At 63.9% G+C, this 24,430-nt stretch carries 4 protein-coding genes; all 4 read left to right on the top strand.

Going from position 1 to position 24,430, the window contains the following annotated elements:
* Positions 1-76: 76 nt before the first annotated feature.
* On the top strand, positions 77-3,478 hold the full coding sequence (locus D8U82_RS23525; protein ID WP_130903085.1) for a non-ribosomal peptide synthetase: 3,402 nt from the start codon (positions 77-79) through the stop codon (positions 3,476-3,478).
* Positions 3,475-11,298: a non-ribosomal peptide synthetase gene (locus D8U82_RS23520; RefSeq protein WP_130903084.1), complete on the top strand. Its 7,824-nt coding sequence runs from the start codon at positions 3,475-3,477 to the stop codon at positions 11,296-11,298. The genes D8U82_RS23525 and D8U82_RS23520 overlap by 4 nt, the downstream gene beginning before the upstream one ends.
* A gap of 13 nt (positions 11,299-11,311) precedes the next feature.
* Positions 11,312-23,626, top strand: a complete 12,315-nt coding sequence (locus D8U82_RS23515) for a non-ribosomal peptide synthase/polyketide synthase (RefSeq protein ID WP_130903083.1) — start codon at positions 11,312-11,314, stop codon at positions 23,624-23,626.
* A gap of 69 nt (positions 23,627-23,695) precedes the next feature.
* The coding region (locus D8U82_RS23510) for an alpha/beta hydrolase (RefSeq protein ID WP_130903082.1) at positions 23,696-24,430 on the top strand (735 nt) is incomplete at its 3' end.

The raw sequence follows: 24,430 nt of genomic DNA, 5'->3' as shown, positions 1-24,430 counted from the left end.
CATCGCGCGGGCCATTCGTTCTTGTTGATACGACCGGGTCTCCAGGTCACGCCGCCGATCAGCAAGGACTCCACGCATGAATGCCGCAGACGCACAGAAACTAGCCCGCCGCTTTATCGAATTGCCCCAGGACAAACGCCGTCTGTTCCTCGCCGGCATGGCCCGCGAGGGCATCGATTTTGCGCAGCTTCCAATGACCGCCTGCGACGGCATCGCCGAGCGTGACGGCCTGTCTTACGCGCAGCAGCGCATGTGGTTTCTCTGGCAACTGGAGCCGACCAGCGCAGCCTATAACTTGCCGATGGCGGTGCGTCTGGATGGCGATCTGCAAGTCGAAGCATTGGAGCAAGCCTTCAGCCGTCTGGCGGCGCGCCACGAATGTTTGCGCACCACCTTCGGCCAAAATGGCGAGCGGGCCTTCCAGCGTGTGGCCGAACCTAAGCCACTGAAACTACCCGTGACTGACCTGAGCGAGTTGCCCCAAGCCCAGCGCTTGCCGCTGGCGCAGCAGCACATGATGGCCGAGGCGACCCAGGCCTTCGACCTGCAGAACGGCCCGCTGCTGAGTCTGCGGCTGTTGCGCCTGGCCGCGCAGGAACACGTGCTGCTGCTGACCCTGCACCACATCATCGCCGACGGCTGGTCGATGAACATTCTGATCGACGAATTCATGCGCACTTACGACGCGCTGGTCGCCGGGCGTGAACCGACGCTGGCGCCGTTGACCGTGCATTACCGCGACTACGCACTGTGGCAGCGCAGCTGGCTGGAGGCCGGTGAGCGCGAGCGGCAACTGGACTACTGGCGCACGCAACTGGGCGACGAACATCCAGTGCTGGAGTTGCCCACCGATCGGGCCTATCCGGCGCAGTCCAGCCATCAGGGCGCACGCTTGGAAACGGTGATCGACGCGGCCTTGCGCGAAGAGCTGAAAAACCTTGCCCAGCGTCAGGGCGTGACGTTGTTCGTGGTGTTGCTGGCGGCGTTCAAGACCCTGTTGCATCGCTACAGCGGCCAGACCGATATTCGTGTCGGCGGGCTGATCGCCAACCGCACCCGCAGTGAAACCGAGGGCCTGATCGGCTTCTTCGTCAACACGCAGATCCTGCGCAGCGCGGTCACTGCACAAACGCCATTCGCCGAGCTGCTGCAGAGCCTGCGCCAGGCTGCACTGGGTGCTCAGGCCCATCAGGATCTGCCGTTCGACGCCCTGATCGAAGCCCTGCAACCGGCGCGCAGCCAGAGCCACAATCCGCTGTTTCAAGTGATGTTCAATCACCAGCCGCTGGTCACCGATTTGCACCAGGCGCAACTCGCTTCAGGCTTGCGCGTGGGCTATCTGAGCGAGGAACAACTGGCCGGCAGCGCTCGGCAACATGCAGCCACCAGCGATCTGATGCTCGACACCCGCGAGGAGGGCGAGCAACTGTTTGCCGCCTTCACTTACGCCACGGATATTTTTGATGCCGCAACCATCGCCGCGCTGGCCGGGCATTGGCGCAACATTCTCCAGTCGGTGTGCCGCGACCCGCAGCAGTTGGTCGGCGAGATGGCGATGCTCGCCGAGGGCGAGCGGCAAGCGTTGATTCAAGCGACTGCGCCAGTGCCTCGGTTTACCAGCGTGCAAAGCCTGTTCGAAGCGCAGGTCGCACGGACTGCGCAAGCGCCGGCGGTGCTGTTGGCCACTGCCCCTGCACCAGTATTCAGCTACGACGAACTAAACGTTCGAAGCAATCGCTTGGCCCATCAGTTGCGCGCACAGGGTGTCGGCCCGGACGTGCTGGTCGGTGTCGCGCTGGGGCGTTCGCTGGAATTGGCGGTAGCGCTGCTGGCCGTGCTCAAGGCCGGTGGTGCCTATGTGCCGCTGGATCCACAGACCCCAGCCGAACGCTTGCGCCATGTGCTCGCTGACAGTGGTTTGCAACTGTTGCTCAGTGATCAGCAAAGCCTTGCCAGCCTGCCGCCGCTCGACGGCATCGAGTGCCTGTGTCTGGAGCAGTTGCCCGCCAGCGGGCAGAGCGACAATCTGTCGGTCACGGTCGAGGGCGACAACCTCGCGTACGTGATCTACACCTCGGGTTCCACCGGGCGGCCGAAAGGCGTGGCGGTCAGTCATGGCGCGCTGAGCGAGTTCGTCGCCCGCGCCATCGACTACAGCGATCTGCGCGAAGGCGACCGGGTTCTGCAATTCGCCACCAGCAGCTTCGACGGTTTCGTCGAGCAGTTTTTCCCGCCGCTGTGCCATGGCGCCAGCGTGGTCATGCGCGATGCGCCGTTGTGGGACAGCGCGACGCTGCATCAGGTGATCATCGATCAGGGCATCACTCTGGCCGACCTGCCGGCGGCTTATTGGTATTGGCTGGTGCAGGAATACGCGGCGAAACCGCCGGCCAGTTTCGGCGCGCTGCGGCAGATTCACGTCGGCGGTGAAGCCATGGCGGTGGACGGCTTGCGTCTGTGGAAGCAGGCCGGGCTCGGCCATGTGCGCCTGCTCAATACCTACGGCCCGACCGAGGCCACGGTGGTCTCGACGATTCATGACTGCACCGCGCTGACCGCACAGGACGTGTCGTGGCGCGGCATGCCGATCGGCCACGGACTGGCAGCACGGCGTCTGTACGTGCTCGACGATGATCTGAACCTGCTGCCGCAAGGCGCGGTGGGCGAGTTGTACATCGGTGGGCCGGGGCTGGCGCGCGGTTATCAGCGCCAACCTAGCCTCAGCGCCGAGCGTTTCATTGCCGACCCGTTTGCCGACGGCCAGCGCCTGTATCGCACTGGCGACCGTGCGCGGCTGCGCGGCGATGGCGCGCTGGAGTATGTCGGCCGGGTCGATCATCAGGTGAAGATTCGCGGCTTCCGCATCGAACTGGGCGAGATCGAATCGCGCCTGCAGCAATGTCCGCGCGTTCGCGAGGCAGTGGTGCTGGCGGTGCCATTCGCCGGCGGTGCGCAACTGGTCGCTTACGTGGTGACAGAACCTGCGGTGCTTGCCAGCGCGGCAACGCAAACGGCCTTCCGTCAGCAGACCCGCGCTGCGCTGCAAGCCAGCCTGCCGGATTACATGGTGCCGGGGCATCTGCTGTTGCTGGCGAATCTGCCGCTGACACCGAGTGGCAAGCTCGACCGCAAGGCCTTGCCGACGCCGGATCCGGCGCAGTTGCAGGGCGATTACCGCGCCCCGCAATCGCCAGCCGAGCAGTGTCTGGCGCAAGTCTGGGCCGAGGTGCTGCACGTGCCGCGTGTGGGCCTGGACGATCACTTTTTTGAACTGGGCGGCCATTCGTTGCTGGCCGCGCAGGTGATTGCGCGGGTCAAGGAGCAGATGGGCGTGGTGCTGCCGCTGCGCAGCCTGTTCGAAAAACCGCTGCTGGCGGATCTCGCCGAGGTGCTCGGGCAACTGGCCGAGGCGAGCGGCGACGACGACTGGTCCGACATGGATCAGTTCATGAATGCTTTGCAAGGAGAAGAAGTATGAGCGGCACGATGGCGGAACGTATTGCAAAAAGGTTCGTCGGCCTACCGCTGGAACAGCGTCGGCTGTTTCTCGCCAAGCTGCGCGAGGAGGGCAAGGATTTCAGCCTGTTGCCGCTGCCGGTCAGCCGCCACGACTGCGCGCAGATTCCCCTGTCGTTCGCCCAGCAACGCCTGCTGTTCCTCTGGCAACTGGAACCGCACAGCGCCGCGTACAACATGGCCGCTGGCTTGCGTCTCAAAGGTTCGCTGAATGAGTCAGCCATGAGCCGCTCGTTCGATCATCTGCTGGCGCGCCATGAAGTGTTGCGCACGGTGTTTCACACCGACGGCGATCAAGCGCATCAGCTGATTCTCGAGCAGCAGAAAATTGCACTGGAACGCTTTGATCTGACCGGCGTCGCCGTGCAAGAGCGCGAAAAAGTGCTCGCGCAACACGTGCAAGACGTCACCGCGCAACCGTTCGATCTGCGCCACGGCCCGCTGTTGCGCGCCAGCCTGTTTGCTTTGGCCGACGATGAGTTCGTGCTGGTGGTGAGCATGCATCACATCGTCTCCGATGGCTGGTCGATGGACGTCATGGTCAAGGAATTCGTGCAGTGCTATCAGGCGTTCAGCCTGCAGCGCGAGCCGCAACTGCCGGCGCTGCCGTTGCAGTACGCCGACTATGCGATCTGGCAGCGGCGCTGGCTGGAGGCCGGCGAGGGCGAGCGCCAGCTCGACTACTGGCGTCAGCAGTTAGGCGACGAACATCCGCTGCTGGAAGTGGCGCCGGACTTTGCCCGACCGCTGACGCAAAGCTTTGCAGGACAGACCCTGAGCTTTGATTTCGGCACCGACCTGTCGCAACAGCTCAACGTTTTTGCGCGCAGCCAGGGCATCAGCCTGTTCATGCTGGTGCTGGCGGGGTTCTCGCTGTTCCTTTCGCGTCTGGCCGGCGAGCGCGACATTCGTGTCGGCGTGCCGAATGCCAACCGTGGCCGCGCCGAAGTCGAGGGACTGATCGGTTTCTTCGTCAACACCCAGGTGCTGCGTTGCCAGGTCGATGAGCGCGGCAGTTTCGCCGATTTGCTCGCGCAGGTGCGTGAAGCGGCGTTCGGCGCACAGGCACATCAGGAGTTGCCGTTCGAGCAACTGGTCGACGAATTGGTCGCCGAACGCACCCTGGGCCACAACCCGCTGTTCCAGGCCAAGTTCAACCAGAACGTCGGCATGCAGAAACAGCGCTCGATGGCCTTGCCCGGCCTGACCGTCAGTGAATACCCGCTGGCCAAGGACGGCACGCACTTCGATCTGGCCCTGGACATCACCGACGACGGTGCGCTGATCCACGGCCAGATGACCTACGCCAGCGATCTCTACCGGGCGGAAACGGTCGCCGGTTTTGTACCGATGTTGCTGGATCTGTTTACCCAGTTGCTCAACTCGCCGCAGGCGCCATTGCACATGGTAGCGACGCCACGGCCTGCTGCGCTTGCCAGCCAACGCGAACCGGCGTTAACGGTGTTGCAACACTGGGCGCGTGAAGTGGCCCGGCAACCAGAAGCGCTGGCCGCTCGTGATCTACAGCAGACAATCACTTTCCAGGCGCTGGATCAGGATGCCAATCGTCTCGCCCATTATTTGCGAGCGCAGGGCGTCAATGTCGGCGATCCGGTGGCGGTGCTGCTGGAACGTTCGCTGGACTGGCTGACTTGCGTATTGGCGATTCTCAAGGCTGGCGCGGTGTATATGCCGCTCGACGTCAAGGCGCCGAGCACGCGCCTGCAACAGATGCTCGGCGCTGCGCAGGCGCGGGCGATGATCGGTGCTGAAGGCGACGCACGGCTCAGCAAATTGGCGGGTGAGGACTGTCAGGGTCTGGAGTTTGCACCGGGGCAATGGCAGTCACTGCCGACGTCCGCGCCTGAACTGACGCTGTATGCGCAGTCGCCGGCCTACGTGATTCACACCTCCGGTTCCACCGGGCAACCGAAGGGCGTACTGGTCAGCCACGGCGCGCTGGGCAGTTACGTGCGCGGCATACTCGAGCGTCTCGCGCCAGCGCCCGAGGCGAGCATGGCGCTGGTCTCGACCATCGCCGCTGACCTTGGCTTCACCGTGCTGTTCGGCGCGTTGTGCTCGGGCCGACTGCTGCATGTGCTGCCGGAAAAACTCGGCTTCGACCCGGATCGCTTTGCCGAATACATGGCCTGCCATCGCGTTGGCGTGCTGAAAATCGTCCCCGGGCATCTCGCCGCGCTGTTGCAGGCGGCCAAGCCTGCCGACGTGCTGCCGGAACACGCGCTGATCGTCGGCGGCGAAGCCTGTTCGCCGGCGCTGGTCGAGCGTGTGCAGCAACTGAAACCGGGCTGTCGTCTGATCAACCACTATGGCCCGAGCGAAACCACCGTGGGCGTGCTGACCCAAGAGGTCGAAGAACTCGCCGCCCAGGCGCGCAGTGTTCCGATCGGCGCAGCGCTGGCCGGTGCCCATGTCTATGTGCTCGACGATGTGCTCAACCCGGTGGTCGATCAGGTTGCCGGTGAGTTGTACATCGGTGGCGACAGCGTAGCCCTGGGCTACCTGAATCAGCCGGGGCTCACCGCTGAGCGTTTCCTGCCTGATCCGTTTGGGAACCCCGGCGCGTGGGTGTACCGCAGTGGCGACCGGGTTCGGCGCAATCGCGAGCAGGCGCTGGAATTCATCGGTCGTGCCGACGATCAGGTCAAAGTTCGCGGCTACCGTGTCGAGCCTGCGGAAGTCGCGCGGGTGTTGCTCAGCCTCGACGGTGTCAGCGAAGCCGCCGTGCTCGCGCTGCCACTGGATGACGACCCGGCGCGCCTGCAACTGCTGGCCTGGTGCGTGCCGGCAGTGGGCGCGAAGGTGCAGGCGCAGGAACTGCGCGAGCAGTTGCAGGCGCGGCTGCCGGATTACATGGTGCCGGCACAGTTGCTGTTGCTGGAAAAGCTGCCGCTGACTGCCAACGGCAAGCTCGACAAGCGTGCCTTGCCAGTGCCCGGCGTGGTCAGCCAGCAGTTCGTCGCGCCGGTCGGTGAGATCGAGGAGAAGCTGGCGGCGATCTGGGCCGACGTGCTCAAGCTCGAAAGAGTCGGCAGCAGCGATAACTTCTTTGAACTGGGCGGCGACTCGATCCTCAGCTTGCAGATCATCGCCCGGGCCAAGCGCCAGGGCATCAAGCTCAGCCCCAAGCAGTTGTTCGAAAAACAGACCATCGGCCAACTGGCTGCTGTGGCCAAACTGATCGAAGCCAAACCGGCTGCCGTCGCGGCACCAGTGGCACGCGGGCCGTTGCCGTTGCTGCCGATCCAGATGCGCTTCTTCGAGACGCCGATTGCCCAGCGCCAGCACTGGAACCAGTCAGTGATGCTGCAACCGACCCTGGCGCTGGACGCCGTGCATTTGCGTAAGGCGCTGGCGGCGCTGGTCGAACAGCACGAAGCGCTGGCCTTGAGCTTTGTGCAGTCGGGCGATAGCTGGCAGGCGTTGCCGCAGACTCAGCGCGATGCCGAACTGCTTTGGCTGCGCGAGCTGGACAGTCTCGATGCCTTGCCGGCCGTGGCCGACGCGGCGCAGCGCAGCCTCGATCTGCAACGCGGGCAGTTGCTGCGCGCGGTGCTGGTCAACCTGCCGAACGCCGAGCAGCGCTTGTTGCTGGTGATTCATCACCTGGTGGTCGACGGCGTGTCGTGGCGCATTCTGCTGGAGGACTTGCAGCAGGCTTACCAGACATTGGCGGCGGGGACGGCGCCGGTGTTGCCAGGCCAGAGCAGTTCGCTGCACAACTGGGCCGAGCAGTTGCATCGTTATGCGCAGAGTGAAGCGCTTGCCGGCGAACGCGATTATTGGCGCCAGACCCTGGCGGCGGAAGACGCGGCACTGCCACAAGATTTCGCCGTGGACAGCCAGACCCGCGCCCAGGCCGCTCGCGCCAGTACGCGCCTGAGCCAGACACTGACCGACAAGCTGCTGAAAGTCGCCCCGGCGGCTTATCGCACGCAGATCAACGATCTGTTGCTGACGGCTTTGGCGCGGGTGCTGTGTGACTGGAGCGAGCAGCCGTCGGTGTTGATCCAGCTCGAAGGCCATGGTCGTGAAGACCTGTTCGACGACATCGACCTGAGCCGCACGGTCGGCTGGTTCAGCAGCCTGTTCCCGGTGCGCCTGACTCCGCAGGCCAATCCCGCTGCGTCGCTGTGCGCGATCAAGGAGCAACTGCGCGCGGTGCCGGGCAAAGGCATCGGTTATGGCGTGCTGCGTTACCTCACGCGTGCTGCCGAGTTGCAGACGCTGGCGCAACCACGGGTGACCTTCAATTACCTCGGTCAGTTCGACGGCGCGTTCAGCGCCGAGCAAGGCGCGTTGTTCCTGCCAAGCGCTGACAGCACCGGCGCCAATCAGGATGGGCAAGCGCCGCTGGGCAATTGGCTGAGTGTTGACGGACAGGTTCTCGGTGGTGAGCTGGAACTGACCTGGACCTTCGGCAGCGGCATGTACCGCGCCGAGACCATCGAGGCGCTGGCCGAGGCTTATCGCCGCGAACTGCAACGCCTGATCGAACATTGCTGCGACAGCGCGGCCGGTGGCGTGACGCCCTCGGATTTCAACCTCGCCAACCTGACCCAGGCGCAGCTGTCGGCATTGCCGATGGCGCCGCGTGACATCGTCGATCTGTACCCGCTGTCGCCGATGCAGCAAGGCATTCTGTTCCACAGCCGCAACGAGCCGGACAGCCCGGCCTACACCAATCAGCTGCGCGTCGATGTCGAACAGCTCGACGCCGAGCGCTTCCGCCAGGCCTGGCAGCAGACCCTCGAAGCCCACGATATTCTGCGTACGGCGTTCGTCTGGCCGCAGGATGCCGCCGCGCCGGTGCAAGTGGTGCGCAGCCGCGTGCAGATGCCGTGGCAGGTGCAGGACTGGCGCGGTCGCGCTGGCCTGGATGTCGCGCTTGATCATCTCGCCACTGAAGATCTGCATAACGGCTTCGATCTGCTCGATGCACCGCTGTTGCGCGTGACGTTGGTGCGCATCGATGAGCACACTCATCACCTGATCTACACCTGCCATCACATCCTGATGGACGGCTGGAGCACTTCGCAGTTGTTCGGCGAAGTGCTGCAACGTTACGCCGGCATCGTGCCGAGCGCAGGGCAGGGGCGTTATCGCGATTACATCGAATGGCTCGGCCAGCGTGATCAGCAAGCCAGTCAGCAGTTCTGGCGCGCAGCGCTGGCGGACCTTGAACAGCCGACGCGACTGGCCAGTGCCATGCCGGTCAGGCACGCGGCGAACGGCTATGCCGATCACCAGCATGTGTTCAGCGAGCCGCTGACCGCCGATCTCAACCGCTTCGCCCGCGAGCAGAAAGTCACCCTCAACACGCTGGTACAAGCGGCGTGGCTGCTGCTGTTGCAGCGTTATACAGGCCAGGATCACGTGGCGTTCGGCGCGACGGTCGCCGGACGGCCAACCGATTTGCCGGGCGTCGAGCAGCAGATCGGCCTGTTCATCAACACCTTGCCGGTGGTGGCGGCGCCATCGCCGGAAATCGGCGTCAGCCAATGGCTGCAACAGGTGCAAGACCTCAACCTGGCCTTGCGCGAGCACGAGCACACGCCGCTGTATGACATTCAGCGCTGGGCCGGCACGGGTGCCGGGGCGTTGTTCGACAGTATTCTGGTGTTCGAAAACTACCCGATGGCTGAAGCACTGGCGCAGGGCCCTGAGACGGGCCTGAAGTTCTCGGCAATCCGCCGGCAGGAGCAGACCAACTATCCGCTGACGCTAGTCGCGGTCACCGGCCGCGAGCTGAGTCTGGGCGTGAGCTACGATCAGACCAGTTTCGACGCTCAAGCGATCCGCGCGTTGAGTGCGCAGTTGCAAGGCCTGCTCGAGCAGTTCCTCGCCGACGCCACGCAGCCGCTGGGCGCGCTGCAACTGCTCGCCGAGCCACAACAGCAACAAGCGATCGAGTGGGGCAAGGCGCCGGTTACCACGCCGGATCAACGCACAGTGCTGGCGCACATCGCCGCGCAAGTGCAGCGACAGCCACAGGCGAACGCGGTGCTGTTCGCTGAGCAGTCCATCGCTTACCAAGACCTCGATACCCGGGCCAATCGTCTGGCGCACAAGCTGCAAGGCATGGGCGTCGGGCCGGAAGTGCGCGTCGGCGTGTGCATGCGCCGCACGCCGCAGATGCTGGTCGGCTTGCTGGCGATCCTCAAGGCCGGTGGCGCCTACGTACCGCTCGATCCGGATTACCCGCAGGAACGCTTGCTGCACATGCTCGACGACAGCCGCGCGGCGGTGCTGCTCACTGAGCCAGCGGCATTGGCGATGCTGCCCGAAACCTTGAGTGCGCAGGTGCTGCTGGTGGACGAGAACGTCGCCAGCGAATACCCGGCCACTGCGCCGCTGGTTAACCTCGCGGCAGACAATCTGGCGTACGTGATCTACACCTCCGGCTCCACCGGCAAACCGAAAGGCGTAGCAATCAGCCACGGCAATCTGTCGGCGCTGATTCAATGGTCGGCTGGGGTCTATCGCGAAGAACAATTGCGCGGCGTGCTGGCCTCGACCTCGATCTGCTTCGATCTCTCGGTGTGGGAAATCTTCGTCACGCTGGCCTGCGGAGGCTGCCTGGTGCTGGCCGACAACGCCCTGGCGCTGGCGGATTTGCCGGCGCGCGATGAGGTAACGCTGATCAATACCGTGCCGTCGGCGATCGCCGCGTTGCAACGGGCCGGGCAGATTCCGTCGTCGGTCGGCACCATCAATCTGGCCGGCGAACCGCTCAAGCAGGGTCTGGTCGACAGCCTCTACGCCAGCACTCAGGTGCAGCAGGTCTACGATCTTTACGGGCCGTCGGAGGACACCACTTATTCAACCTTCACCCTGCGCACGCCGCAGGGGCGGGCGAACATTGGCCGGCCGCTGGACAACACCGTGGCGCACCTGCTCGACAGTCAGTTGCAGGTGCTGCCCGAGGGCGTGGCGGCCGAGCTGTACCTGGCGGGTGCCGGGGTGACGCGCGGCTATCTGCGTCGTGCCGCGCTGACCGCCGAACGCTTTGTGCCGAATCCTTACGCGAGCAACGGCGAGCGCCTGTACCGCACCGGCGATCTGGTGCGCCAGGGCGACGATGGCAACATCGAGTACATCGGTCGCGCCGACCATCAGGTGAAGATTCGCGGCTTCCGCATCGAACTCAGCGAGATCGAAGCACGCCTGCTGGAACTCGACGATATCCGTGAGGCGGTGGTACTGGCGCAGGACGGCGCCGCAGGCAAACACCTGCATGCCTACCTCGTCGCCGCGCCGGACAGCGAGCGGTCGACGCTTGCCGAGCGGGTGCGCAATGCCTTGGCCAGTCGCTTGCCGGCGCACATGGTGCCGGGGCATCTGCACCTGATCGACGCGATCCCGCTGACGCCCAACGGCAAGCTCGATCGCAAGGCGCTGATGGCGTTGGGCGAGAGCCCGACGCAGGAGCAATACCAGGCACCACAAAGCGATCTGCATTGGGAGGTCGCGACGATCTGGCAGGAGGTGCTGGAAGTCGAGCGGGTAGGGCTGGCGGACAACTTCTTCCAGCTCGGCGGCCATTCGTTGCTGGCGACGCTGGTGGTGACCCGGGTGCAGGAACGTCTGGGCGACAAGGTGCCGCTCAAGGCGTTGTTCGAAACCGACACGCTCAAGGATTTCTGCGCGCGGATTGAAGCGCTGCGCGTCGAAATGTCGCCCGTTCAGGATGAATTGGCTAAATCACTGGAGGCCCTCAAACGTCTATCCCTCGATGATCTGGAAAAACTGATTTCTTGAGAGGGAAAAACGCGTGCAAGAGTTAATCGAGTCGGTAGGACAACTTTCGGCTAAGCAAAGAAAGGCTCTGGCGGTTCTGCTCAAGCAGAAAGGCGTCAACCTCTTTGACATTGCCCCGGTTTTCAAGCGCACGGCTGAAGAGCCGTTGCTGCTGTCCTACGCTCAGCAGCGCCAGTGGTTCCTCTGGCAGTGGGCACCGCACAGCGCGGCCTACAACATTCCGACGGCCCTGCGCTTGCAAGGGCCGCTGGATGTGCCGGCACTGGAACGCAGCATTGCGGCGCTGATCGAACGCCACGAAACCTTGCGCACGGTGTTCTCTCAAGACAGCGCGCAACCCTTGCAAGTGGTCCTGCCCGCAGGACCTTTTACCCTCGATATTCATCACCTGAGCACTGATCTGGCGCATGACCCGGAGCACTCGATCGAGGCTTTCGTGCAGACCCAGAGCCAGAAGACTTTCGACCTGCAGCACGGCCCGTTGCTGCGTGCCGCGCTGCTACAGGTCAACCCCGCTGAGCATGTGCTGGTGCTGACCCTGCACCACATCGTTTCCGATGGCTGGTCGCTGCAAGTGATGATCGAGGAACTGGTGCAGCTCTATGCCGGGTTCAACCTCGGTCACGACGCCGGTCTGCCGGCACTGCCGATTCAATATGCCGATTACGCCTTGTGGCAGCGCCACTGGATGGAGGCCGGTGAGCAGGAGCGACAACTGGCCTACTGGCAGGAAAAACTCGGCGGCGAACAACCGGTGCTGGAACTGCCGCTGGATCGCCCGCGCGCGGTCGAGCAGAGCTTCGCCGGCGCCAGCCACAACCTGATTCTTGATCCGGCGCTGAGCAATGCCCTCAAGGCCTTTGCCCGGCAGGAAAACGTCACCCTGTTCGTGTTGCTGCTGGCTTCGTTTCAGGCCTTGCTGCATCGCTACAGCGGGCAAAGCGACATCCGTGTCGGCGTGCCGGTGGCCAACCGTGGCCGGGTGGAAATCGAGCGCCTGATCGGCTTCTTCGTCAACACCCAGGTGCTCAAGGCGGACATCGACGCGGAGCAGCCGTTTGTCGAACTGCTGCGTCAGGTCAAACAGACGGCGCAGGAGGCGCAGGCGCATCAGGATTTGCCCTTCGAGCAACTGGTCGAAGCGCTGGAACCGGGCCGCAGCCTCAGCCACAGTCCGCTGTTTCAGGTCATGTTCAATCACCAGGCCGAGCGCCGCGCGAGCGTCGCGACACGCCTCAACGGCCTGAACATCGAACCGCTGGAATGGCAGAGCCAGACCGCGCAATTCGACCTGACCCTCAACACCACCGAACAGGCCCACGGCATCGAAGCGGTGCTCAAGTACGCCACTGACCTGTTCGACGCAGCGACCATCGAGCGCCTGGCGCAGCACTGGACCGCGCTGTTGCAAGCGATCGTCGCCGAGCCGAGCCAGCGTATCGGCCAGTTGCCAATGCTCGATGCTGGCCAGCAGCAACAGCTGTTGGCGCAATGGAATCCGCCGCTGATTGAACAACCGCTGACCCAGTGCATCCAGCAAGCCATCGAGTCTCAGGCCGAGCGGCATGCCGACGCGGTGGCCGTGACCTTCGCAGGACAGCGCCTGACCTACGCCGAACTCAATCACCGCGCCAACCAGTGGGCGCATACGCTGCTCGAGCAGGGCGTCGGCCCGGACGTGCGCGTCGGCGTTGCGGTGGAGCGTTCGCTGGACATGATCGTCGCCATTCTCGCGGTGCTGAAGGCCGGCGGCGCCTATGTGCCGCTGGACCCGAGCTACCCGGATGACCGTTTGAGCTACATGATCGGCGACAGCGGCATTCACTTGCTGTTGACCCAGGGCCATTTGCTCGGGAAATTACCGATTCCGCCGGGGCTGGTCTGCCTCGATCTGGATCAAACGCCGGAGCACGGCATCGCAAGCAACCCGCCATGCTTGACCACGCCGGACAATCTGGCCTACGTCATCTACACCTCCGGTTCCACCGGCAAACCGAAGGGCGCCTTGCTGCCGCACGGCAACGTGATGCGCCTGTTCAGCGCCACCGCGCACTGGTTCGATTTCGGCGCGCAGGACAGCTGGACGCTGTTCCACTCCTACGCGTTTGACTTTTCGGTGTGGGAGATTTTTGGCGCGCTGCTGTACGGCGGCAAACTGGTGGTGGTGCCCCACGATGTCAGCCGTTCGCCAGAGGATTTCTACACGCTGCTGTGCGATGAAAACGTCACCGTGTTGAACCAGACGCCGTCGGCATTCAAACCGCTGATGCAGGTCGCCTGCGAGTCGAGCCGCAGCAACGCCCTGCGTTACGTGGTGTTCGGCGGCGAGGCGCTGGAAGTACAGAATCTGCGTCCGTGGTTCGAGCGTTTTGGCGACCGCGCGCCGACGCTGATCAACATGTACGGCATCACCGAAACCACCGTGCACGTGACTTACCGGCCATTGTCGCTGGCGGATCTGCAGAGCAATCACAGCAGCCCGATCGGCGCGCCGATTGTCGACCTGTCGTGGTACTTGCTCGACAGCTCGCTGAACCTGGTGCCGCAAGGTTGCATCGGTGAGTTGTACATCGCTGGCGCCGGTCTCGCTCGTGGTTATCTGAATCAGGCTGGCATGAGCGCCACGCGCTTCGTGCCCGATCCGTTCAACCGCAGGGCCGGCCAGCGTCTGTACCGTACCGGCGACCTCGCACGCCTGCGCGGCGATGGGGTGATCGAGTACATCGGTCGTATCGACCACCAAGTGAAGATCCGTGGTTTCCGCATCGAGCTCGGCGAAATCGAAGCGCAACTGCTCAAGCATCCACAGGTGCGCGAAGCGGTGGTGCTGGCGGTGGACGGCCTCAGCGGCCAGCAACTGGCGACTTGGGTCGTGCCGGTTGAGACATTGAACGCGGACGAGCAGGGCGCGCTGCGTGATTCGATCAAGCTGCACCTGCGCGAAACCCTGCCGGATTATATGGTCCCGGTCAGTTGGGCGTTCCTCGACCGACTGCCGCTGACCGCCAACGGCAAGCTCGATCGCAAACAACTGCCGCAGCCGGACGTTGCGCAGGTGCAAGAAGCCTACGCGGCGCCGCGCAGCGAACTGGAACAGCGTCTGGCGGAGATTTGGCAGGACGTGCTCAAGGTCGAGCGGGTCGGGCTTCACGATAATTTCTTCGAGCTGGGCGGCGATTCGATCATTTCGATTCAAGTGGTCAGCCGCGCGCGGCAGGCCGGCATTCGTTTTACGCCCAAGGATATTTTCCAGCATCAGACCGTGCAGCGTCTGGCCACCGTCGCGCAGCAGAGCGACGCGGTGCAGACGGAGCAGGGCGAAGTGCTTGGCGACGCGCCGCTGACGCCGATCCAGCAGTATTTCTTCCACAGCGACATCCCGGCGCGGCATCACTGGAACCAGTCGATCCTGCTGACCCCGGCGAAAACCCTGCAAGCCACGGCGCTGCAACAGGCCCTGGCGCAGGTGCAAAAGCAGCATGACGCCTTGCGTCTGCGTTATCGCCAAACCGAGCAGGGCTGGCAGCAAAGCCACGGCGCGGCGGATCAGCCACAAGACTTGTTGCGCAGCTTTACGCTGGACGACAGCGCGGCATTGCCAGCGCTGTGCCTGGACCTGCAACGCAGCCTCGACCTGCATAACGGCCCGCTGATCCGCGCGGCGCTGATCGATTTGCCGGACGCCAGTCAGCGTCTGTTGCTGGTGATTCATCACCTGGTGGTCGACGGCGTGTCGTGGCGGATACTGCTGGAAGACCTGCAAAGCGCCTATCAGCAGATCAGCAGCGGACAGCGCGTGCATCTGCCGGCCAAGACCAGCGCGTTCAAGGACTGGGGCGTGCGCCTGCAAGAACATGCGCGAAGCGCGGCGCTGGGCAGCGAACTGAGCTACTGGCGCGAACAGTTGCGCGATGCGCCGCTCGGTTTGCCGCTGGATAATCCGCAGGGCCAATTGAACAACCGCTTCGAACGCAGCGTCGACACGCGGCTGGACGCCGAACGTACCCGCCAATTGCTGCAACAGGCCCCGGCGGTCTACCGCACTCAAGTCAACGACCTGCTGCTGACCGCACTGGCGCGGGTGCTCTGCGAGTGGACCGCCAGCGACAGCGCGTTGGTGCAGCTCGAAGGCCATGGCCGCGAAGACCTGTTCGATGACATCGACTTGAGCCGCACCGTGGGCTGGTTCACCAGCATGTTCCCGGTACGCCTGACACCAAACGCCAGCCTGGAAAGCTCGATCAAAGGCATCAAGGAGCAACTGCGCGCGATCCCCAACAAGGGCATCGGCTATGGCTTGCTGCGTTATCTCGGCACCGCCGACGCACAAGCGGCGCTGCGTGAACTGGCGCAACCGCAGGTGACGTTCAACTACCTCGGCCAGTTCGATAACAACTTCGACGAAGACGCCTTGTGGCGGCCGGCCACCGAAGACAAGGGCGCCGGTCAGGACGCAAACGCGCCGATGGCCAATTGGCTGACCATCGATGGCCGGGTTTATCAGGGCCAGTTGAGCCTGACCTGGACCTACAGCAGCGACGTTTTCGAAGAGGCGACCATTGCCGCTCTGGCCCGCGCCTACGAAGTGGCACTGAACGAATTGATCGACCACTGCCTCAGCCATGCGGGCGGCCTCACGCCGTCCGACGTGCCGCTGGCCGGTTTGTCCCAGGCGCATCTGGACAGCCTGCCGATTGCCGCCCAGCGCATCGAGGACATCTATCCGCTGGCGCCGATGCAGCAGGGCATTCTGTTCCACAGCCTGTACGACGCCGACGCCAGCGCCTACGTCTATCAGATGCTGCTGGACATCGACGGCCTCGACGTTGCGCGGTTCCAGCAAGCCTGGCAAGGGGTGGTCGATCGCCATGAAGTGCTGCGCGCCGGTTTCATCTGGGGCCGCGATGGCCTCGATGCACCGTTGCAGGTGATCAACCGCCAACTGACCCTGGAAATGCCGGAAATCGACGTGCGCGATGCCGCTGATCTGCCGGCGGTGCTTGAGGCGCGGGCGCAGGCCGACCGCGAGCGCGGCTTCAATCTGCAGAATCCACCGCTGCTGCGCCTGTGCCTGTTGCGCACTGCCGACGATCGCCATCGACTGATTTTCACCTGCCACCACATCCTCATGGATGGTTGGAGCAACTCGCGGATGTTCGGCGAGGTGCTGCAGGATTACGCCGGCCAGCCGGTGCCGAGCGCGCAGGGTCGCTATCGCGATTTTCTGGTCTGGCTGCAGGGCCAGGACAAGGCTGGGGCGCAGGAATTCTGGCGCGGGCAACTGGCCGAACTCGACGAGCCGACCCGACTGGCCTCGGCCTGCCACGGACGCACCGTGCCGGGGCCGGGCAAACAGATGCATCGGCTGCATTTCGACGAAGCGTTGACCCAGCGTCTGAACGCCTTCTCCCGTCAGCAACAGGTGACCCTCAACAGCCTGGTGCAGGCCGGGTGGCTGCTGGTGTTGCAGCGCTACACCGGCCAGGCCACGGTGGCGTTTGGCGCTACGGTTTCCGGGCGGCCGGTGGATTTGCCGGGCATTGAGGAGCAACTGGGGCTGTTCATCAACACCTTGCCAGTGATCGCCAGCCCGCAGGCCAGCCTCAGCGTCGGTGACTGGGTGCGCAGCGTGCAGGACAAGAACCTGTTGCTGCGCGACTACGAACAGACGCCGTTGCAGGATATTCAGCGTCTGGCCGCATTGAGTGGCGAAGCGTTGTTCGACACTTTGCTGGTGTTCGAGAACTACCCGGTGTCCGAAGCGTTGGAGGCCAATCCGGGCGGGCTGCGTTTTTCCGGTCTGGAGCATCGTGAACAGACCAACTACGGCCTGACCCTGATTGCCGGCGCCAGCGAAGTGCTCAACCTCGATTTCAACTACCTCACCGAGCACTTTGCCGAGCGCAGCGTGCTCGCTCTGGCCGCGCATCTGCGTGAGGTGCTGGAGCAATTTATCGAGGCGCCGCAACGGGCACTCGGCGAGATCGGTCTGCTGCCGCTGGCCGAGCGTCAGACGCTGGCGCAGTGGAACGACAATCACGCGGCTTATCCGGCCGAGCGCTTGATCTCGCAGAGCTTTGAAGCACGGGTGGCGGCGCATCCGCAGGCACTGGCGTTGAGTCATGCCGGCGTGGCCCTGAGTTACGGCGAACTGAACCGCCGCGCAAACCAGTTGGCCCGGCATCTGGTGACGCTGGGTGTCACCGCCGAAGTGCGCGTCGGCGTGGCGCTGCCGCGTTCGGCGGAACTGGTGATCGCCCTGATGGCGGTGCTCAAGGCCGGCGGCACCTACGTGCCGCTGGACCCGGACTACCCGGCCGACCGCGTGACCTACATGCTCGACGACAGCCAGGCGAAAGTCCTGCTGACCCAGCAAGCGTTGCTGGCGCAACTGCCATCCAGCGAAGCGCAAGTGGTGCTGGTCGAGGCCGGCGGCGAGGCGTTCGCCGCGCAGGCACCGGACAACCTGCCGGCGCGCGCCGACTCGGCCAATCTGGCCTACGTGATCTACACCTCCGGTTCCACCGGCAAACCGAAAGGCGTGGCCATCGCCCATCGCAACGTACAGGCGCTGATTGACTGGTCCGCCGAGGTCTACAGCGAGGACGATCTGCAAGGCGTGCTGGCCTCGACGTCGGTGTGCTTCGACCTGTCGGTGTGGGAGATTTTCGTCACCCTGGCGCGCGGCGGGTCCATGGTCATGGCGCGCAATGCCCTGGAGCTGGCGGACTTGCCCGAGCGTGATCAGGTGCGCCTGATCAACACCGTGCCGTCGGCGATTGCCGCGTTGCAACGCATCGGCCAGATCCCGCCGGGCGTGCGCATCATCAATCTGGCCGGCGAGCCGCTCAAGCAGGCGCTGGTCGACACCTTGTACCGCGAGACTTCGGTCGCCCACGTTTACGATCTGTACGGGCCTTCCGAAGACACCACGTATTCGACCTGGACCCGCCGCGAACTCGGCGGCCAGGCCAATATCGGCCGGCCATTGCGCAACACCACTGCGTACCTGCTCGATGAGCAATTGCAGGCAGCCCCAGTCGGCATCGCAGCGGAGCTGTATCTGGCCGGTGAAGGCATCACCCGTGGCTATCTGTTGCGCCCGGGCCTGACCGCCGAGCGCTTCGTGCCCAACCCGTTGGCGAGCAACGGCGAGCGTATGTACCGCACCGGCGACCTGACGCGTTTCATGGACGACGGCCGTATCGAATACGTCGGCCGCATCGACCATCAGGTCAAGGTGCGTGGCTTCCGTATTGAACTGGGTGAAATCGAGGCGCGTCTGCTGGCCCATGCCAGTGTGCGCGAAGGCGTGGTGCTGGCGGTGGACGGCGTTGGCGGCCAGCAACTGGTGACTTATGTGGTACCGGCCGAGGCCGATCAAAGCCCCGCGCAACTGGACGCGCTGAGTGCTGAGTTGCAAGCCGCGCTAAAGGCGCATCTGCCGGATTACATGGTGCCGGCGCAGTGGCTGTTCCTCGAACAATTGCCGTTGACACCCAACGGCAAACTTGATCGCAAGGCTTTGCCGGCACCGGATGCCAGCCAGGCACAACGCGATTACGTCGCGCCGTCGACGCCGCTGGAGCAGCAGCTGGCCGAGGTCTGGCAGGACATTCTGAAGATCGAGCAGGTCGGCGTGACCGACAATTTCTTCGCCCTCGGCGGTGATTCGATCATCTCGATTCAACTGGTCAGCCGCGCGCGGCAGCAGGGCATTTGCTTCACGCCCAAAGACCTGTTTCAGCAGCAGACCGTGCAGAAACTGGCCGCAGTGGTTTCGCATGCAGACGCGCAATCCGCCAGCGCTGCCGACTACCCGTTGGCGCAACTGGATCAGGCGCAGCTCGATGCCTTGCCGGTGCCGGCGGAGCTGATCGAAGACGTCTATCCGCTGTCGCCGATGCAGGAAGGCATGCTCTTCCACACCCTGTCGGATAACGGCAGCAGCCTTTACGTGCAACAGGTCAGCCTGCCGATCAAGGGCCTCGACGTTGAGCGTTTCCGCCGGGCCTGGGAGTTCATCATTGTGCGTCAGGCGATCCTGCGCACCAGTTTCCATTGGCAGGACGGCCTGGCCAAACCGCTGCAGGTCGTCCATCGCCAGGCGCCGCTGCAGATGCAGGTGCTCGATTGGCGTGGGCAGGACTGCAGCGAGGCGGCGATTGCCGAGTTCGCCAGCGCTGATCGTGCGCTGGGCTTCGACTTGGCTGAAGCGCGATTGCAGCGGGTGACCCTGCTGCAGCTGGGCGATGAGCAGTACCAGATGATCTGGACCAGCCACCACATCCTGATGGACGGCTGGAGCAGTTCGCGGTTGTTCGGTGAGGTCTTGCAGTACTACTCCACGGGCGAGGTGACTGGCGAAAATGGCCGCTATCGCGACTTCATTGCCTGGTTGCAGGCGCAGGATCAGGATGCCCAGGAGCTGTTCTGGAAGGCGCGTCTGGCGGTGGTCAACGAACCGACCGCGCTGAGTCAGGCGATGCACCCGCGTCATAGTGCCGACGTTACTGGTCACGATGCGCTCTATTCAAATTGGGACAAGGCGCAAACCGCACGCCTGCTGGAGTTCTGCCGCGACCTGCGCATCACCCCCAACACACTGATCCAGGGCGCGTGGCTGCTGCTGTTGCAACGCTACACCGGTCAGCAGACGGTGACCTTCGGCGCCACCGTATCGGGGCGCCCGGAAAGTCTGCCGAACGTCGGCAACATGCTCGGCCTGTTCATCAACACCTTGCCGATCATTCAGACCCCACAGGCCGATCAGCGTCTGGCCGACTGGCTGGGTGAAGTGCAGGCCTACAACCTCGACATTCGCGATTACTCCCAGGCACCGCTGGCCGATGTGCAGCGCTGGTCGAACCTTGGTGGTCAGGCGCTGTTCGACAGCATCGTGGTGTTCGAGAACTTCCCGATCGACGAGCGCTTGCAGGAAGAAACCGACACCGAGCTGACCTTCGGCAAATCCATCGGCCACGGTGTGACCAACGTGCCGATGGACCTTGCGGTGATGCTCGGCGACGAGTTGTCGATCGAGTACCTGTACCTGCGCAGCCACTTCAGCGCCGAGGCGGTGCAAGGCATTCGCCTGACCCTGGAAAACACCCTCGCGGCGATGATGGCCGCGCCGTATGAGCGGCTGGGCAACTTGCAGCGTCTGTCCGCCGAGCAATGGCAAGCGGCGCAGGCCTGGAGCGCCGAGCCTTCCCACCGCCACGCGCCGCAGTTGCTGCCGGAGCTGATCAGCCGTCATGCGCAACAGCAACCCGATGCGATCGCGGTGCAATGCGCCGGCGAAAGCCTGACCTACGCAGAGCTGGAGCGGCAGGCCAATCGACTCGCGCAGTGCCTGATCGCCCACGGCGCCGGGCCGGAAGTGGTGATCGGCGTGGCGTTGCCGCGCTCGCTGGAAATGCTGGTGAGTTTCCTCGCCGTGCTCAAGAGCGGTGCGGCGTACGTGCCGCTGGACATCGATTACCCGCCGGAGCGTCTGGCCTACATGATCGAAGATTCGCGCATGGCCCTGCTGCTGACGCAAACCAGCCTGCGCGCGACGTTGCCGGCGCCTAACGGCGTGCGGCGTCTGGAAATCGATCAACTCGATCGCAGTCTCTACAGCGATGCTGCCCCGGTCTGCGATGTTCACGAGCAGAGCCTGGCCTATCTGGTTTACACCTCCGGTTCCACCGGACGGCCGAAAGGCGTGGCCGTTACTCAAGGCCCGCTGAGCATGCACTGCCAGGCGATCGCCGAGTTGTACGAAATGGACGCCAGCAGTTGCGAATTGCACTTTATGTCCTTCGCTTTCGACGGCGCTCACGAACGCTGGCTGAGTACGCTGTACAGCGGCGGTCGTCTGGTGATCCGCGACGGTTGTTTGTGGACGCCGGAGCAGACCTATCAGGCCCTGCACGATTACGCCGTGACCATCGCCTGCTTCCCGCCGGCCTATCTCAAGCAACTGGCCGAGTACGCGGCCGCCAGCGGCATTGCGCCGCCGCCAGTGCGCATCTACTGCTTCGGTGGCGATGCGGTGCCGGAGCAGACCTTCGAACAGGTCAAAGCCGCGTTGCGTCCGCAGTTCTTCACCAACGGCTATGGCCCGACCGAAACCGTGGTCACGCCGATGCTCTGGAAAGTCGCCATCAGCCAGCACTGCGAAGCGGCGTATGCGCCGATCGGCCGCGCGGTCGGTGCGCGTTCGTTGTACGTGCTCGACGACGATCTGAATCCGCTGCCGCCGGGTTTTGCCGGTGAGTTGTACATCGGCGGTTACGGCGTCGCTCGCGGTTACTACGGCCGCCCCGATCTGACCGGCGAGCGCTTCGTGCCCAACCCGTTTGCCCCGGGCGAACGCCTGTACCGCAGCGGCGATCTGGTGCGTCGTCGCCCGGACGGCGTGGTCGATTACGTCGGGCGTATCGACCATCAGGTCAAGGTGCGTGGCTTCCGCATCGAGCTAGGCGAAGTCGAGGCCAGTCTGCGCCAGTTGCCGGCGGTCAGCGATGCGCTGGTGATTGCCCGCGACAATGCCTCCGGCAAGCAACTGATCGGCTACGTGGTCACTGCCACGGGTGATGATATCGGCGATGAACTCAAGGCCGGGCTGCGCGCTTCGCTGCCGGAATACATGGTGCCGGCGCAGATCGTCTGCCTCAGCGCGTTCCCGGTCACGCCCAACGGCAAACTCGATCGCAAGGCCTTGCCGGAGCCGGAGTTCAAAAGTGACGAATATGTAGCGCCGCGTACCGAGCAGGAAACCTTGCTGGCCGAGATCTGGGCGCAAGTGTTGCAGGTCGGGCAGGTCGGTATCAGCGATAACTTCTTTGAACTGGGTGGCGATTCGATCCTCAGCCTGCAAGTGATCTCGCGGGTGAGAAACCACCCGACGCTGCAGATGGAGCTGAAGCTGCGTGATCTGATGCGTTATCAGACCATCGCCGGCATTCTCGAGCAGCAAGTGGCGAAGGAGGGCGCCGGGCAAGCGCTGCCGGACCTGACTCAGGTTGCCGCAGAGGGCGCGTTCAATTTGCTGCCGATCCAGGAGTGGTTCTTCGCCGAAGGCATGGCCGAGGCGCATCACTACAACCAGTCGTTGCTGCTCAGCGCACGTCAACCGCTGGATCTTGATGCACTGGAACAGGCACTGGGCTTGATCGAACAACATCACGATTCGCTGCGCCTGCGTTTTTCCAACGACGGCGGGCGCTGGTTGCAGCGCTATAGCAGCAGCGCGTCCGACGAGGCTGTGCTGTGGCGCCGCGAAGCGCAAAGCAGCGAAGAGGTCGAAGCCTTGGCCAACCTCGCGCAGCGCAGCCTCAAACTCGATGACGGGCCGGTCTGGCGGGTCATGCATGTGGCGTTGCCGGATGGCCAGGCGCGGTTGCTGGTGGTGATTCATCACCTGGTGGTCGACACCGTGTCGTGGCGGATTCTGCTCGACGATCTGAAAGTCGCTTATGAGGCGTGCGTGCAGGGGCTGGCGCCGCAACTGCCGATTCGCACCAGCAGTTATCGTTCGTTTGCCGAGGCATTGCAGGCGCAGGCGCCGGTGATTGCCGAGCAGGAATTGAGCTATTGGCTGGAGCAACTGGATCAGCCCGGCGTTGATCTGCCGTGCGACAACCCGCGCGGCAAGAACCTCGTGCGGCAACAGGCGCAGGCGCGGCTCAAGCTGTCCCGCGAGCACACCGAACAACTGCTCAAACAGGCCCCGGCGGTGTACGGCACGCAGATCAACGACTTGCTGCTGTCGGCGCTCAGCCGCGCCCTGTGCCGCTGGAGTCAGCAACCGTCGGCGCTGATTCTGCTTGAAGGTCACGGTCGCGAAGACCTCTTCGAATCGATCGACCTGAGCCGCAGCCTCGGCTGGTTCACCAGCATGTTCCCGGTGCGTTTGCGCCCGGACGGCGACGACATCGGCCAGTCGATCATCGATGTGCAGGCGCAACTGGCGGGCGTACCGCAGAAGGGCATCGGCTACGGCGTGTTGCGTCATTTGGCCGGGCCGGAAGTCTCCGCGCGACTGGCTGCATTGCCGCAGGCACGGGTGACCTTCAACTACCTCGGGCAGTTCGACCAGAGCTTCGATGAACAGGCGTTGCTGGTGCCGGCACTGGAAGAGACCGGCGACAACTACAGCCTCAAGGCGAACCTGGGCAACTGGCTGGAAATTGTCGGCCAGGTCTATGACGGGCAACTGGCCTTGCGCTGCATCTACAGCAGTCAGCGTTACCGCGCCGGCACCATGGATGCGCTGATGAGCGATTACCAGCGCGAGCTTGAAGCGTTGATCGAACATTGCATGGCGCGGGTGGGTTGATCACCCGGCCTTTTGCGCGGGCGCTGCCCAGGCGCGCCCGTCTTATTGCAGATACAAGGATTTTTAACGATGTCGTTACACCCTGATCTGGAAGCTTTTCTCGACCTCGCTCAAGACAGCCAGGACGCCGGCCTGCCGGCCATGCACCAACTGACCCCGAGCGAGGCCCGCGCCACCTTCGAGCAGACCACCGCGCAACTGCGCTGGCCGGCGCCGCAGGATCTTGAAGTCACCGAGATCGAAATACAGGCCCGTGACGGTGCGGCGCTGGCGTTGCGTTTGTATCGGCCCAAAGGTATTGAATCGCCGCTGCCGGTGCTGGTGTATTTCCACGGTGGCGGATTTGTCGTTGGCAGTCTGGATTCCCACGACGGCGTCTGCCGCGAGTTTTGCCAGCGCACGCCGTGTGCGGTGCTCTCGGTCGGTTATCGACTGGCGCCGGAGCATCGCTTTCCGACAGCGCTGGAGGATGGCGAGGACGCTTTGGCCTGGCTGGCCGAACAGGCTGTGAGCCTCGGCCTGGATGGTTCGCGCGTTGCGTTCGGTGGCGACAGTGCGGGCGCCACGTTGGCGACGGTGCTGGCGATTCAGGCCGTGCGGCAACCGCACACGGTGGCTATCGCGCCGAAGGCGCAGTTGTTGTGTTATCCGGTGACCGATGCTTCGCGGGTGCATGATTCGCGGCTGTTGTTTGGTGAGGGGTACCTGCTCGAGAACGACACGCTGGAGTGGTTTTATCAGCACTATGCGCGTGGGCCGGAGGATTATCTGGATTGGCGTTTTTCGCCGTTGCTGGCGGAGGAT

Origin of the sequence: Pseudomonas sp. Sample_23 (assembly GCF_004307595.1) — a bacterium.
GTDB classification, from domain to species: Bacteria; Pseudomonadota; Gammaproteobacteria; order Pseudomonadales; family Pseudomonadaceae; genus Aquipseudomonas; species Aquipseudomonas atacamensis.
This window is presented reverse-complemented; position numbering and strand designations above follow the sequence as displayed.

What these genes read in the sequence shown, in the direction of transcription:
- D8U82_RS23525 (WP_130903085.1), top strand. Translation starts at nt 77, where the DNA reads ATGAATGCCGCAGACGCACAGAAACTAGCCCGCCGCTTTATCGAATTG.
- D8U82_RS23520 (WP_130903084.1), top strand. Translation starts at nt 3,475, where the DNA reads ATGAGCGGCACGATGGCGGAACGTATTGCAAAAAGGTTCGTCGGCCTA.